This is a genomic window from Gemmatimonadota bacterium (genome assembly GCA_041390105.1).
Classification (GTDB): Bacteria; Gemmatimonadota; Gemmatimonadetes; order Longimicrobiales; family Gaopeijiaceae; genus JAGQIF01.
In genome coordinates this window covers 494,700-509,307 of the sequence record JAWKQO010000001.1, presented here as the reverse complement: position 1 = coordinate 509,307, position 14,608 = coordinate 494,700, and the positions used below count along the sequence as shown (strand labels likewise).

At 67.8% G+C, this 14,608-nt stretch carries 11 protein-coding genes; 9 read left to right on the top strand and 2 right to left on the bottom strand.

Features of this window, described 5'->3' with window-relative positions; genetic code table 11:
- Positions 1 to 16: 16 nt before the first annotated feature.
- Positions 17 to 1,207, top strand: coding sequence for an FAD/NAD(P)-binding oxidoreductase (locus tag R3E10_02255; protein MEZ4414554.1), 1,191 nt, complete (start codon positions 17 to 19; stop codon positions 1,205 to 1,207).
- Here R3E10_02255 and R3E10_02250 read toward each other — a convergent pair.
- Both R3E10_02250 and lspA read right to left on the bottom strand, forming a co-directional pair.
- Entirely contained in the window at positions 1,146 to 2,354 is a 1,209-nt protein-coding gene (locus R3E10_02250) for a mechanosensitive ion channel family protein (protein ID MEZ4414553.1), read from the bottom strand. The two genes, R3E10_02255 and R3E10_02250, sit on opposite strands and share 62 nt — an antisense overlap.
- On the bottom strand, positions 2,351 to 2,893 hold the full coding sequence (lspA, locus tag R3E10_02245) for a signal peptidase II (GenBank protein ID MEZ4414552.1): 543 nt from the start codon (positions 2,891 to 2,893) through the stop codon (positions 2,351 to 2,353). The genes R3E10_02250 and lspA overlap by 4 nt, the downstream gene beginning before the upstream one ends.
- Positions 2,894 to 3,064: 171 nt before the next feature.
- On the opposite strand from lspA, the gene R3E10_02240 reads away from it, so the two are divergent.
- From R3E10_02240 to R3E10_02205, 8 genes are all read left to right on the top strand, one after another.
- Positions 3,065 to 4,318 carry a serine hydrolase gene (locus R3E10_02240; GenBank protein ID MEZ4414551.1) on the top strand — a complete coding sequence of 418 codons (1,254 nt, stop codon included), beginning with the start codon at positions 3,065 to 3,067 and terminating at the stop codon, positions 4,316 to 4,318.
- 303 nt (positions 4,319 to 4,621) lie between these two features.
- Positions 4,622 to 5,776, top strand: coding sequence for a glycoside hydrolase family 172 protein (locus tag R3E10_02235; protein ID MEZ4414550.1), 1,155 nt, complete (start codon positions 4,622 to 4,624; stop codon positions 5,774 to 5,776).
- A gap of 20 nt (positions 5,777 to 5,796) precedes the next feature.
- Complete coding sequence (locus R3E10_02230; GenBank protein ID MEZ4414549.1) at positions 5,797 to 7,365, top strand: sugar ABC transporter ATP-binding protein; 1,569 nt, start codon at positions 5,797 to 5,799, stop codon at positions 7,363 to 7,365.
- The gene (locus R3E10_02225) at positions 7,362 to 8,354 is read left to right on the top strand and encodes an ABC transporter permease (protein MEZ4414548.1); all 993 of its coding nucleotides are present in this window, start codon (positions 7,362 to 7,364) and stop codon (positions 8,352 to 8,354) included. Before R3E10_02230 ends, R3E10_02225 begins: the two co-directional genes overlap by 4 nt.
- Before the next feature lie 37 nt (positions 8,355 to 8,391).
- Positions 8,392 to 9,345, top strand: a complete 954-nt coding sequence (locus tag R3E10_02220) for a substrate-binding domain-containing protein (protein MEZ4414547.1) — start codon at positions 8,392 to 8,394, stop codon at positions 9,343 to 9,345.
- A 79-nt stretch (positions 9,346 to 9,424) separates the two neighbouring features.
- The gene (locus R3E10_02215; GenBank protein MEZ4414546.1) at positions 9,425 to 10,945 is read left to right on the top strand and encodes a fucose isomerase; all 1,521 of its coding nucleotides are present in this window, start codon (positions 9,425 to 9,427) and stop codon (positions 10,943 to 10,945) included.
- Between the two features lie 8 nt (positions 10,946 to 10,953).
- Positions 10,954 to 12,621, top strand: coding sequence for an FGGY-family carbohydrate kinase (locus R3E10_02210; GenBank protein MEZ4414545.1), 1,668 nt, complete (start codon positions 10,954 to 10,956; stop codon positions 12,619 to 12,621).
- Entirely contained in the window at positions 12,618 to 14,588 is a 1,971-nt protein-coding gene (locus R3E10_02205) for a glycoside hydrolase family 172 protein (GenBank protein ID MEZ4414544.1), read from the top strand. The genes R3E10_02210 and R3E10_02205 overlap by 4 nt, the downstream gene beginning before the upstream one ends.
- Positions 14,589 to 14,608 lie beyond the last annotated feature (20 nt).

The following is a 14,608-nucleotide window of genomic DNA, read 5'->3' as shown; positions in this document are numbered from 1 at the left end:
ACGGACAAGGCCGGCCATGCCCCAACATCGGTACCTGATTATCGGCGGGGGAATCACCGCAGATGCAGCCGCCCGTGGCATCCGCTCCGTGGACGCCGACGCCAGCATCGGAATCCTCTCCGAGGAGGCAGACGCGCCCTACGACCGCCCCGCCCTCTCCAAAGGCCTCTGGAAGGGCTGGGCCAACGACCGCATCCTCCGCGGCACGGACGCGCTCGAAGGTGTACAGCTCCACCTGGGCCGCCGCGCGCAGCGCATCGACCCGGATCCCCGGACGGTCCTGGACGAGCAAGGCACCATCTACAGTTACGACCGTCTCCTGATCGCGACCGGCCTGTCCGCCAACACCCTGCCCGACGCCGTCCCCCAGGTGATCCACTTCCGGACCTTGGATGACTACCGCAAGCTGCGGGCGGCCGTCGCTACAGGTTCGCGCGTTGTAGTGGTCGGTGGCGGGTTCGTGGGCACCGAGCTGGCCGCCGTGCTGACCGAGGCGGGCAAGCAGGTCACCCTGCTGTTCCCCGAAGACCGCGTTCTCGCGCCGATCACCACTCCGGGCGTCGGCGACGAGCTCGCGGCCCTGTACCGGGCGCGCGGGGTCGACGTGCGGCCCGGGTGCACGGTGGCGGCGGTGCGCCGGAGCGGACCTCGCTTCCTCGTCGCGGTTTCGGGAGCGACTTCGGAGACGCTGCGCGCCGATGTGGTGGTCGCCGGCATCGGGGCTTCGCCTAACCTACAACTAGCCGCGGGCGCTCGACTCGAGATCGACGACGGCATCGTCGTGGACGCCTCGTTCCGGAGCTCGGACCCCAACATCTTCGCGGCCGGCGACGTCGCTGCGTTCTGGAGCCCCACCCTGGGCCGCACGTTGCGGGTCGAGCACGAGGATCACGCAAACCACTCCGGGTTCCTCGCCGGCCAGGCCATGGCCGGCCTGGACGTGACCTACGAGCACCTGCCCTTCTTCTACTCGGACATCTTCGACCAGCACTACGACTGCGTGGGCGAGGTGGGTCCGGGCATGGAGATCTACGAAGACTGGGCGGAGCCCAACCGGCGCGGGGTGGTCTACTATCTGCGTTCCGGTCGCGTACGGGGCGTGTGTCTCTGGAACCTACCCGGCCGGATCGACGCCTCCCGGGAGCTTATCCGCGGAAATCGTCCCCACGTTCATCTGGATCCGACCGCCCGCCTCCCCCTGCCCTGAGCCGATCCGCCACAGGCTCGAGCCCCCGCAGGAAGACCGTCCGTGACGGGAAGGCGAACTCGATGCCCTCCCGCTCGAACACCTCGTGCACGACCAGGTTGATGGCCTGCTGCACATCCATGTAGAGCGCGTAGTTCGGTTCGAGCACGTAGTAGACGACCTCGAACTCGATCGCCGAGTCACCGAAGGACCGCAGATGGGCGCGATCGAAGCGCGTCTGCTTCTGCGCCTCCACAGCTTGACGCAGCCAGCCTGGAATGGCCTTGAGCTTCTCGCGCGGCGTGGCGTACTCGACGCCGATCGTGAAGACGATGCGCCGTTCCCGCAGTCGCCCGTAGTTGCGGATCGAGGTGCCGAGCAGGTTGGCGTTGCCGAAGATGAGCTGCTCCCCCGACAGGGAACGCACACGCGTGGTCTTCACACCGACGTGCTCGACGGTGCCGTTCATCCCGTCGACGGCGATGAAGTCCCCCACCACGAAGGGCTTGTCCAGGACGATGGCAAGGGAGGCGAACAGGTCCCCGAGCACGTTCTGGACGGCGAGGGCGATGGCGATGCCCCCGATCCCGAGGCCGGTGATGAGGGCGGTGACGTCGAAGCCCAGGTTGGCCACCACCAGCAGGAAGACGATGGCCCAGACCGAGGTGCGCGCCAGAAAGGCCACCGCCCCCAGGGCCGTCGCCGACGTCGGATCCTCCTCCAGCTGATGACGCCGATAGCGGGTCAGCAGGTGGTTGACGACCCCGTTCGCCCAGAGGCCGCCCTGCAGGAAGAGACCGACCACCAGCAAGCCCCTCAGCGCTCCGTTCAAAGCGGGAGGGAGGTCGACGGTGCGAGAGCCGAGCCACACCGCCACCAGAAACACGAAGAGGCGTCTCGTCCGACTGAGGAGTTGCACCGCCAGGTCGTCGAACTCGGTCCGCGTGCGCTGCGCGAGCCGCTCGAAGCGCCGGATCAAAACGCGCAACACGAACGAGAGGCCCAACCCCACGGCCACTGCGGTGGAAACCGCGAGCAGCCACCCGGTGGGCGAGATCTGGGTCAGATCGGACCAGACCGCTTGCGAAGCATCCAGCGCCGAGCGGGTCTGAGCCGCAGCCACCGAGTCTTGGGAGAGGAGCGCCGAGAAGGTCGTAGCTGCCCTCAACGCTCTTCGACGGCTGGCATCGCAGCGACGTCGACGCGCTGGCTCGCGGCCTGGAGCTGGCGCTCTTCCAGCCAGAACGAAATGGCCAGGAGCACCGCCCCGCAGGAGATCCCCATGTCAGCGACGTTGAAGATCGGGAAGTCTGCGAACCCCAGGTTGGCGGGACCGATGAAATCGACCACTCCACGGTCCCAACGAAGGCGGTCGTAGAGGTTTCCGAGCGCGCCCGCGATGACGAGCGCCAGCGAGACCACCCGCAGCCAGTCGCCGGGCTTGGCTCGGACATAGAGGGTGGAGAGGAGAACCAGGGCCAGGATCGTGATCGGCACGAAGACCCACCTCGGGTCCGATCCGATCTCGAGGCCGAAGGCTGCCCCCCGATTGTAGGCCAGCGTGAAGGGCAGGAAGCCGGGGATGACGTGGATCTGGCGCCCCCCGGCGAGCGCGTCCAAAGCCCATCGCTTGGTGACCCAGTCCAGGGCGATCCAAAGGGGAACGATCGCGAGGAATGTGAACAGCTTCTGTCTGGAGCCTTGCACTACCCGAACCCTTGGAAAGCGTGTCCAGACCCCGCGGGGCCCTGATCCGGGGGAATACCGCAGAGGCAGCGTCAGGATCCCTGTGGATGGTTCGTTTGCTCGCCCAGGAAGGCCGATCCTACGTTGCCCCCCAGCACGGAACGAGCAACGCCGAGGAGGGGAGCCCCAGCCATGGACCTCCATCCACGCCCCATCGCTTCAGCTCTGGTCCTCCTTTCCTTCACCGGCGCCTGCGGACGCTCAGCCGAGGCGGGACCGCCGCGGAACGACCGGGCGGCTGAGTGGCCCACGCGGGGCTGGACCCCCTCGACCCCCGAGGCGGAGGGCCTGGACCCCGCCCCGCTGGCCCGAGTCGATGAGGGCATCCGGGACGGCCGCTACGGCTACGTGGACCGCTTGGTGGTGATCCGGAACGCACGGCTGGTGCGAAGCGAGCGCTACGGAAACGACTATGTCGAGATCTCGCGAGGCCAGCGCGGGCCGTTGGGCTGCGGAACCGACGCTTGCTCTGGCGCCGGAGAGGTGCACGACTACAACTACCTGCACCCCGACATCCATCCCTGGTACCGGGGCCGCGATGTGCATTCGCTGCAGTCGGTGACCAAGTCGGTTTCGGCCACCGTGCTCGCGACGGCGATCCAGCAGGGCGCCCTCTCCGGGGTGGAGGCGCCGCTGCTTTCCTTCTTCGAGGACCACGACCTCTCGAACGTGGACTCTCGCCTCAGAGAGGCCACCCTCGCGGATCTGCTCACGATGCGCTCGGGCATCGAGTGGCATGAGCAAGACCGACCCCTGGACGAGACCAACACCACCCTGCTCCTCGAGCGCAGCCAGGACTGGATCCAGTTCACACTCGATCAACCGATGGATGCAGCGCCCGGCGAGAAGTGGGCGTACAGCTCCGGCGGCTCGCATCTGATGTCGGGAGTCGTGCGCCAGGCCACGGGGCGCTTCATCGACGACTACGCCGAGGAGTACCTGTTCGGGCCACTCGGCATCGAGGACTACCACTGGAAGAAGACCCCCACGGGGTACCCGGATACCGAGGGAGGTCTCTATCTCGAAGCCGAACAGCTCGCCAAGATCGGGCTGCTCTATCTGCGGGACGGCATCTGGGAGGACCAGCGCCTGCTGCCCGAGGGCTGGGTGGCGGCGGCAACGGGACGCCAGGCGGAGACCGGGAACGCGCCAGGCTGGGGCTACGGCTACCAGTGGTGGCGGCTGGACACGGAGGACGTGGAGGTGTGGGCCGGCCTGGGGTTCGGAGAGCAGTATCTGCTCGTGCTGCCCGACTACGACCTGATCGGGGTCGTCAACAGTTGGAACCTCTTCCCGGCCCCGCGCGCGAGCGCAAGCATCCTGCTGGAGTTCCGGAGCGCGTTGGTCGAGGCTGCGCGTTCCGGCGACCCCGCGGCGGGAGGCTGACGCGTCGCGCGACGGCGCGCCGGGTCCGAGCGGAGAGCCTCACCCGGCCTCACACGTATGCGCCACCACCACTCCGTCCTCGGTGCGGACGACGAACCCACGCCAGTTCGTAGACGTTCCCCAGCGTTCGGCTCTTCCTCATTGTGGCTGCCGGGGACCCGTCGCGAAAGCTGAAGGCACGGCTGGATGGGATGCGGTCGGGCCGCAGGCGCCCTGTCGGGGGGGTGTCCCCTCGACCTATTCTCGCCGTTCAAATCCGCTGGGCTCCTTCATCCTCGCCGCGGCTCCAACCCCGGAGGCCCCATGCTCCGCACCTTGTCCCTCCTCGTAGCCCTCCTGGTGCTTCCCGCCTTCGCAGCTGCCCAGGAGCGCCGCGACCTGGACAACCTCCCGTTCCTGCGCAACTACACGTCGGCGAAGGTGTCGAGCACGGATCCCACAGGCGCCAACGACGACGGCAACTGGGGCAATCCCATCCACGGAGGTGAGACCCGCACGCTGGCAGCGCTCGACGGACCTGGTGTCATCAGTCACATCTGGTTCACCATCGCCACCAGCGACCGGTGGCACCTGAAGAACCTGGTTCTGCGCATGTACTGGGACGGCGAGGACACGCCGAGCGTGGAATCACCGGTGGGGGACTTTTTCGGCCTGGGGTTGGGGCGGTACTTCCTCTACGAGTCGGGGCCGCTCTCGGTAGGTTCGCAAAAGGCCCTCAACGCGTACTTCCCCATGCCCTTCCAGCGATCGGCGCGAATCACCGTGACCAACGAAGGGGAGATCGACGTCGGTGCGTTCTACTTCAACATCGACTATGAGAAGCACGCTTCGCTCCCCGCGGATCTCGGCTACTTCCACGCCCAGTACCGCCAGGCGACGCCCAACCAAGCCTGGACGTCGGAGTGGGAGCGCAACGGTCAGAGCGAGGTGAACGACCGGCCCAATCTCGACGGAAGAGACAACTACGTCATCCTGGAGGCCAAGGGTCACGGGCACTACGTGGGAGTCACCCACAGCATCCTCCAGAACCAGGCCGATTGGTGGGGCGAAGGCGACGACATGTTCTTCATCGACGGCGCCAGCGCCCCCCAGATCGTGGGAACGGGCTCGGAGGACTACTACCTGGGTGCCTGGTGCTACGGGGGCTGCGGGATCAACCCGTTCGGCAACGAGCACCCCACCTTCGCCTATCAGCGGTACGGCAATCCCATGAACGGCGGTGACGACCGTGGGTCCACCTGGATGGTGTACCGCTTCCATACCGACTCCCCCGTGGTCTTCCAGAAGGACATCAAAGTCACCATCGAGAGCGGCCACGCGAACCACCGGGCCGACAACTTCTACACGGTGGCGTACTGGTATCAGGACGAACCCCACGCCCCCTTCCCCGCGCTCCCGCCGGCGGCGGACCGGATCCCCACGCAGCACGACGTGGGTGGTCCCACCATGGGCCGCTGAAGCCTCCGGCCGGACCTGCCGTGAACCCCGACTCGCCCCTCGTGTCGCTGCAGGGCGCCCGCAAATCCTTCGGGCCCGTGGAGGTGCTGCACGGCGTCGACTTCGATCTCCGCGCCGGGGAGGTGCACGTCCTGGCCGGAGAGAACGGCGCCGGAAAGAGCACCCTGGTCAACATCCTCTCAGGCGTGCACACGGAGTTCGAGGGCACCCTGTCCGTCCAGGGTCGACCCCGTCGCTTCTCCGGGCCGGCGGACGCCACCCGCTCCGGGATCGCGACCATCCACCAGGAGCTTTCGCTGGTCGCCTCCCTCTCTATAGCGGATAACCTGTTCCTGGGCTCTGAGCTCGTGGACCGCTGGGGCCGGGTGGACTTCCGGACCCAGGAGGCTGAGGCCGCGCGTCTGCTGGCCGCCGCCGGCCTCGAGGCCTCCCCGCGTCAGGTCGTCGCCGGACTCCCGGTCTCCGCGCAGCAGATGCTGGAGATCGTCCGGGCCCTGGCCCGGGAGGCCGCTGTGATCATCCTCGACGAGCCCACCAGCGCCCTCAGTGAGAGGGAGGCGGAGACCCTCTTCTCCCGCCTGGCGGCGCTACGCGCGCAGGGAAAGGGAATCCTCTACATCACCCACCGCATGGACGAGATCTACCGCCTGGCCGACCGCATCACCGTGCTCCGGGACGGAAAAGCGGTAGTGACCGCCCCCGCCGCCCATCTCCCCCCGGCAGAGTTGGTTTCCAAGTTGGTGGGGAGGGACCTCACCGTTGCCGAAGTGCGGGCGACAGACTCCGCCGCCGCCCCGCCGGCTCGCGCAGCTCGGGAGGTGCTTCGCGTCGAAGCGCTCACGCTCTCCGACCCTCAGGTGGCAGGGCGCCAGCTGGTGGACGGCGTCTCTCTGACCCTACGGCAGGGGGAGATCCTGGGACTGGCTGGATTGCAGGGGTCGGGCGCGTCCCATCTCCTTCACGCGCTCTTCGCAGACGCCGCCGGTCCCGTGACCGGATCGTTCACGCTGGAGGGATCTCCCTTCACTCCCCGGACCCCGGCCGAAGCCCTGAGTGCGGGGCTGGCCCTCCTCACTGCCGACCGGAAGGCGCTGGGGTTGGCCCCCGCCCAGAGCGTGGTGCACAGCGTCAGCCTCTCCAGCCTGGCCGCCTACACGGGCCCGCTTGGGTGGGTACGTCGGGGGTCGGAGCGCAGCGCCGTCGCCCAGGCCACCGAGCGCCTTCGGCTGAGGGCGCCTTCCCTCGATGCGCCGGTGGGCACCCTTTCCGGTGGCAACCAGCAAAAGGCCTACCTCGCGCGCTGCATGCTGACCGCGCCGCGCATCCTCCTCCTGGACGAGCCGACCCGGGGGATCGACATCGGTGCCAAGTCGGACATCTACGAGTTGCTGCGCGGGTGGGCAGCCCAGGGGATCTCCATCCTCCTCACGACGTCCGAGCTCGACGAACTTCTATCGCTGTCGCACCGGATCCTCGTCATGCACCGCGGGCGGCTGGTTTCCGAGATGACGAGCGCGTCCGCCACGAAGGAGGGGATCCTGGCCGCAGCCATGGGTCACGGTGGAGCGGCCCGGGAGGCCGTCGCGTGAAGAGAGCGGGACAGGTTCGCAGCTTCCTGGCCACACCCTTCGCGCGGGCCCTCCTCGCGCTCCTCTTCATGGTGGCCCTCGGTGCGGTGTTCAACGCCGACGGAGCCTTCTTCCGCTGGAGCGTCCACAGGGACATGCTCCGCCAGGTCTCGGTCTACGGGATCCTGGCCTGCGGCATGACGGTGGTCATCGTGAGCGCCGGAATCGACCTCTCGGTGAGCTCGCTCCTGGCTCTGGCCGCAGTGAGCTTCGCGACCCTCACGATGCCCATGGGCTGGGGCGCGACCACGGCGATCCTGGCGGTGTTGGCTGCCGGTGCCGCTCTGGGGTCCCTGTCAGGGTTCCTGGTCGCGCGCATGCGCATCCAACCCTTCATCGTCACGCTGGCCATGATGGCCTTTGCCCGCGGCCTGGCCAAGGTCGTATCGGGAGGAAAGAAGGTCACCAACTATGTGGTGGCGGCCGACGGCACCTCCGAGGTGGTGGACCTGCCGCGGATCTTCCAGCTCATCGACTCCCGCATCCTGGGCGGCTCCCTGTCCATCGTCACCGTGGTCTTCCTCTTGTGCGTTGCGGTGACGTGGGTGGTGTTGGAGCGCCTGCGCTTGGGACGGCATATCTACGCGGTAGGCGGAAACGAGGAGGCGGCACGCCTCTCGGGCGTCCCCGTGGGACGCACACTCGTCGCGGCCTACGCTCTGTCCGGACTGTTCGCAGCGGTTGCAGGGATTTGCCAGGCGGCCCAAGAGACCCAAGGCGACCCTGAGACCGGGATGGCCTACGAGCTCGACGCCATCGCCATGGTGGTCATCGGGGGCACCCCGCTCACCGGTGGCAGGGGGAGCGTGGCGCTTACCTTCGTGGGGGTCCTCACCATCGGGTATCTGCAGAAGATCCTTTCGCTGAACGCGGCTCCGGAGGCGACTCGCCTCATGCTCACGGGCGCGATCATCGTGTGCGCCGTACTATTCCAGCGCGCCAGGAAGTGACGGCCGCCGGCCCCCACCCGATCCGGATCTCACCCGCATGCGCCACCGTACCGCTCTGATCGCCTGCTTCTCTCTCGTCCTGTTCGCGTGCGGCGGGGACGGTGCGCGGCGCCACGCCGGGACGCCCGACGATCCGTTCGTGATCGGGATGAGCCAGTCCAACCTGGGCGAGCCATGGCGCGTTCAGATGGACGCCGACATCCGTGCTGCGGCCGAGGCCCACGACAACCTGCGGGTGATCTTCAAGGACGCCCAGAACAACGCGCTCACCCAACGGGCCCAGGTCGAGGAGTTCGTGGAGCAGGGAGTGGACCTGATCATCATCAGCCCCAAGGAGGCCGCTCCCCTGACCGCTCCGGTGGCAGCGGCCTACCATGCGGGGATCCCGGTCATCGTGCTGGACCGTGAGGTGCAGGGCGAGGAGTACACTGCGTTCATCGGAGCTGACAATGTCCGCATCGGCCGCGAAGCCGGCCGCTGGATCCGCGATGTCCTGGGCGGAACCGGCAAGATCGTGGAGTTGAAGGGCCTCATGACCTCCACGCCCGGGCGCGACCGCAACCAGGGCTTCCTGGACGGCCTGGATCTCCCCAACAATCCCGGCCTCGAGATCGTCTTCTCGGGTGAGATGGAGTGGTTGGAGCCCAACGCCCGCACGGAGATGGAATCGGCGCTGGCCACCAACGAGCACATCGACGTGGTCTACGCCCACAACGATCCTGGAGCCCATGGCGCCTGGCTGGCAGCCCGGGCCGCGGGACGGGAGCACGAGGCGCGTTTCGTGGGCATCGACGCGCTCCCCCACGAGGGCCAGCAATACGTGGCTCAGGGCATTCTGGACGCCACCTTCCTCTACCCCACGGGTGGCGCGGAGGCCATCGCACTGGCGTTGCGCATCCTCGCCGGTGAGGAGGTACCCAAGCGCATCACGCTGGGCACACGGATCTTCACCGCCGATAACCTCGCGCGCGGCGGTGATCCCATCGAGTGAATCCCCAGGCGGGAGAACGCGGCAGCGCCCTGGCGCCAGGTCGACCACCGAGCCACGCACCCAGCAGGAGAACCGCATCGTGAAGCAGCGCATTGCCGTCTTCTGGCCCGGCGATGGCCGGGACGTGCCCAACCAACTGGCCCTTCCGAGCATCCGCGAGGCCACCGCCCAACTGGAGGCCGCCCTCCGGAAGCTGGGTCGCGAGCCCTACCAGGTGGAGGGCTTCCTGACGAAACCGCACCACGCCATCGAGAGGCTGGGCCCGGTTCAGGACCCCATGATCGGTGTGTGCGTGCACTGGTTCTACGGGCCCCACACCACCGAAGGGGTGGTCGGAAAAGACAACCCGCTTCTGCTGGCCTCCAACTTCTCCGGGCAGTGGCCGGGCCTGGTGGGCCTTCTCAACACCGGTGCGTGCCTGGAGAGCCTGGGGCGGAAGTTCTCCCGCGTCTGGACCGACGCACCCGACTGGACCGCCGACGAGGCTTTCATGGCCCGTCTGGAGGAATGGTGCGCGACCGGGTCCATCGCCTACGGCGAGGAACAGCTCTCTTACGACGCTCCCGTTTCGCGCGAGGCCGCCGCCGTGGCGGCGGCGGTCGCGCAACAGTTCCGGGACCGACGCGCTCTCCTCCTCATGCTGGGCGACACCTCCATGGGGATGATCAACGGGTACTTCGGCCCTCGCCTGCTCAACCGCCACGGGTTCAGCGAGCACAAGATCGACCAGGCCTGGATCATCGACCGAGGCCGCAGCATCGACGAGAGGCGCATGGACGACGCGCTCGCCTTCGTGAAGGCCAAGGGCGTGACCTTCCACTGGCGTGAAGCCGGCGCTGAAGACTTCACCGAGGACGCCACCCGGGAGCAGCTGCGCGACTACCTGGCCGTTCTGGACCTGGCGCGGGAGTACAAGGCCGACTGCATCGGCTGGCAATACCAGCTGGGCCTCCTGCCTCTGAGGCCCCCTTCCGACTTCGCTGAGGGCCTCTTCAACTCGGCGTGCCGCCCCGAATCCGACGGCGACGTGATCATCACGTCCACCGAAGCCGACCAGGGGAACGCCGTCCCCATGGAGATGATGAAGCGCCTCTGCCAGGCGAAGGGACTGCACGGATCGGTGGCGTTTCACGACGTGCGTTGGGGGGGCGAGCACGAAGGCCGCTTCGTGTGGGTCCTCCTCAACTCCGGCTCGGCGGGCGCCTACGCCTTCAACCACGATCCCGACACCCTGGAGGGCGTGCACAGTTACCGGCAGCCCGCCGGCTATTTCCCTGTTCCAGGAGGCACCTTCGCGGGCGAGAGCCTTCGCGGCGGAATGACCTGGGCACGCTGCTACATCAAGGACGACGTGCTCTGGATGGACGTGGGTCGCGGGGAGGTGGTCGCGCTTCCAGCGGCCAAGCGCGATGCCTGGTGGGAGGGTACGACGCGCCAGTGGCCGTTCATGGCGGCCGACCTCGGAGTGACGCGGGACACCATCATGGCGCACTACCTCTCCAACCACATCGCGGTGGCCTACGGCGACATCTTCCAGGAGATGGTGGCCCTGTCGCAGGAGATGGGGTTCGAGGTCCGCATTCTGAGCGGAGGGAGCTGAGGGTCGTGGTGGGCGGCTTCTACGTAGGCATCGACGTCGGAACGGGCAGCGCTCGCGCGGGGATCTTCGATGCCGCCGGGCTTCGAGTGGGGATGGGCGTGGAGCCCATTCGCACCTGGCGTCCCCAAGAGGACTTCGTGGAGCAGTCTTCCGAGGACATCTGGCGGGCGTGCGGCGTCGCAGTGCGAGCCGCGCTGGTCGAGGCGGGGCTCGCGGGCGACGCGGTACGGGGGATGGGGATGGACGCCACCTGTTCGCTGGTGGCCCTGGACGCCGACGACGCGCCAGTGACGGTGAGTCCCACCGGGAAGGACGAGCAGAACGTGATGGTCTGGATGGACCACCGCGCCGTGCCCCAGGCCGAGCGCATCAACGCCGGCGGGCACGCTGTCCTACGCTACGTGGGGGGCGTCATCTCACCGGAGATGGAGACACCCAAGCTCGCGTGGCTCAAGGAACACCTCCCCGAGACCTGGCTCCGGGCGGCGCGGTTCTTCGACCTCCCCGACTTCCTGGTCTACCGCGCCACCGGAGTGGATGTGCGCTCGCTGTGCACCACGGTCTGCAAGTGGACGTACCTGGGGCACGAGCAGGGGGACGAAGGAAGCGTTGGCCACTGGGACCCGGAGTACTTCCGAGCCGTCGGGCTGGGAGATCTGGCCGACGAAGGCTTCATGCGCATCGGAAGAACCGTGCGTCCGATCGGCGAACGGGCTGGAACCTTGACGCCCAAGGCCGCTGCCGAGTTGGGTCTGGTGCCCGGGATCCCGGTCGCCGTCTCGATCATCGACGCGCACGCGGGCGGTCTGGGGATGGTGGGCACTGCGGTGGACGGCCCCCTGTCGGGAGAGGCCGATCTGGAGGAGCGGCTCGCCCTGATCGGTGGCACGTCCTCCTGTCACATGGCCGTCTCCCGGGAGCCCATGTTCATCCCTGGGATCTGGGGTCCCTACTATTCCGCCATGGTCCCGGGGATGTGGCTCACGGAGGGTGGACAGTCGGCCACCGGTGCCCTCCTGGATCACGTCGTGCACAGCCACGCCCGGGGACCGGAACTCCAGGCCCAGGCCGAGCGGCGCGGACTCAGCGTCTATGCTGTCCTGAACGAGCGCCTGGACGCACTGGCGCAACACGCACCCTTCCCCGCCGCCCTCACGCGTGAGTTCCACGTCCTTCCCTACTTCCACGGGAACCGCAGTCCACGCGCCAACCCTCGGCTGCGCGGAATGATCTCCGGGCTCAAGCTCACCGATTCAGCCGACGCGCTCGCACTCCTGTATCTGGCGACCGTCCAGGCCGTTGCCCTGGGTACGCGTCACATCATCGAGGAGATGAACGCCAAAGGATACCGGATCCGGACTCTGATCGCCTGCGGCGGCGACACCAAGAACCCGGTGTTCGTGCGGGAGCACGCCGACGCCACCGGATGCCGGGTGGCGCTGCCCAGGGAGCCGGAGGCGGTCCTCCTGGGGTCGGCCATGATGGGCGCGGTAGCAGCTGGGACCTATGCCTCCATCCTGGACGCCATGAACGCCATGAGCGCCGCCGATCGACTCGTGGAGCCATCCGGAGGGGAAGTAGCGACGTACTTCGACGCCAAGTACCGGGTCTTCCACCGCATGTACGAAGACCAGCAGGCGTACGCTGCCCTCATGGACGAGACGAGCGGATCATGATCTCGGTGCTCACGGGGAGGCCTCGCGGAGTCTCCGTAGGTGCGCGAGCTCGCGTCTTCGAAGCCGCCCTCCTTGCTGGCCTCGTCGGCATCGCGGCGCACGGCCCCCTGACCGCGCAGGAGCCCCAGGCCGGGATGGTGGCGGAGCTCCGAGCCCTCTACCGAGCGGATCTCCTGCCCCGGTACCGCGCCGCGTCGCTGGTGGCCCAGATCTCCAGCTACGACACCACCGGCGGAAACGACGACGGCTTTCAGGGGACCTACTCGTACGTACGGAAGGAGGGTGACTTCAGAGTCCTCGCGGACCTGGCGGGTCCTGGCGTGGTCAACCGGATCTGGACGCCCACTCCCACCGATCGGATGGTGGCCTTCTACTTCGATGGGGAAGACGAAGCCCGGCTCCGCCTCCCGTTCAGCGAGCTCTTTTCGGGCAACACACCGCCCTTCGTGAAGCCCGTCGTGGGAAACGAAGTGGGGGGATACTTCAGCTACCTTCCCCTCCCGTATGCCCGCTCGTTGAAGATCGTGTACGAGGGTGACGACATCCGCTTCCACCAGATCCAGTATCGCTCCTACCCCGAGCACACGGACGTCGCGTCGTTCCGCACGCCGCTCGGCGGCGAGGCCGCCGTCGAACTGGAGCGTGTGGTGGACGCATGGAACCACCCCGGACGGCGGCCATGGGGGGAGGCAGACGTGCATGTGGAGGAGCGCGCCTTCGCCGTGGATCCCGGCAACGACTTCGAGCTGTTTCGCGTCGAGCGCGGGGGGCGGATCCTGGGCATTGAGATGGAGCGCGCACCGGGGACGCCGCCCCGGGGGCCTGGAGTGGCGCTGCAGGCTTGGTGGGACGGCGGCAGCCCGGGGATTGCGGCTCCCGTCAACGACTTCTTCGGCTATGCGTTCGGTGCGCCGGCCGCCGCCGGCCTCATCGTAGGATCCCGAGCGGGGATCGACTACGCGTATTTCCCCATGCCGTTCGACCGATCGGCCACACTGGCCCTCCAGGTCCTTCCCAGCGAGCCAGCCACGGTGCGAGGCACTGCACGGATCTTCTGGTCCGAAGTACCGCGCGACCCGACCCGCGAGGGGCGCTTCTACGCGACGTGGCGGCGCGAGCGAGAGCCAGCGCGGGGGGCGCCCTATCTCCTCCTGGACGCCGAAGGCCCCGGACATCAGGTGGGAGTCCTGCTGCAGGCCCAGGGGCTCACCCCGGGAATGACCGAGTTCTTCGAAGGCGACGACGTCACCACCATCGATGGAGCCCTGGCGCTCCACGGCACCGGCTCGGAGGACTTCTTCAACGGTGGGTGGTACGCCATCCTGGACCGCTGGGACCGGGGAATGAGCTTGCCCACCCACGGCGCGCTGGACTACTCCCTGCCGCTGTCGCGCACCGGCGCCTATCGGTTCTATTTGGCGGATAAACTATCCTTCGTCGAACACCTGCGACAGACCATCGAGCACGGCCCCGAAGGGAACGCCGTGCCGGTCGACTACACGTCGGTGGCCTTTCACTACGGTGAGCGATCCTCAGCGGCCGGGATGACCCCGCAAGGGGAGCCCGTGGCACAGGCGCCCCCCGAGCACCATTTCTATCCCCAGCTCATGGAGATGTCTGTCTGGTTCGGCACATCGGTGGCCTTCGCGGACGGGGCGCTGGAGCTGAAAGGCGACCCCACGGCGCTGGTGCGCTTCGACGTTTCCGCACTCCCCCCTGGACGCTACCGGGTGAAGCTGTCGTATCGCAGGAGCCCTGACGGCGCGGAGTTCTCCGTCTGGCGTCGGCAGACCCAGCTGTCGGACTGGCTCGACGCCTTCGCTCCTGAAACCACCCGCGTGGAGGCCGCCGACATGGGGGAAGTGGAGCTGACCGAGCAGACGCGCTCCATCACGGTGCGCACCCGCGCTGTTGAGGGCCGCGCCGCGCTCCGTATCGACCGGTTGATCCTGGAAGAGGTGCGTTGATGGCGCACCCCGCCTCATAC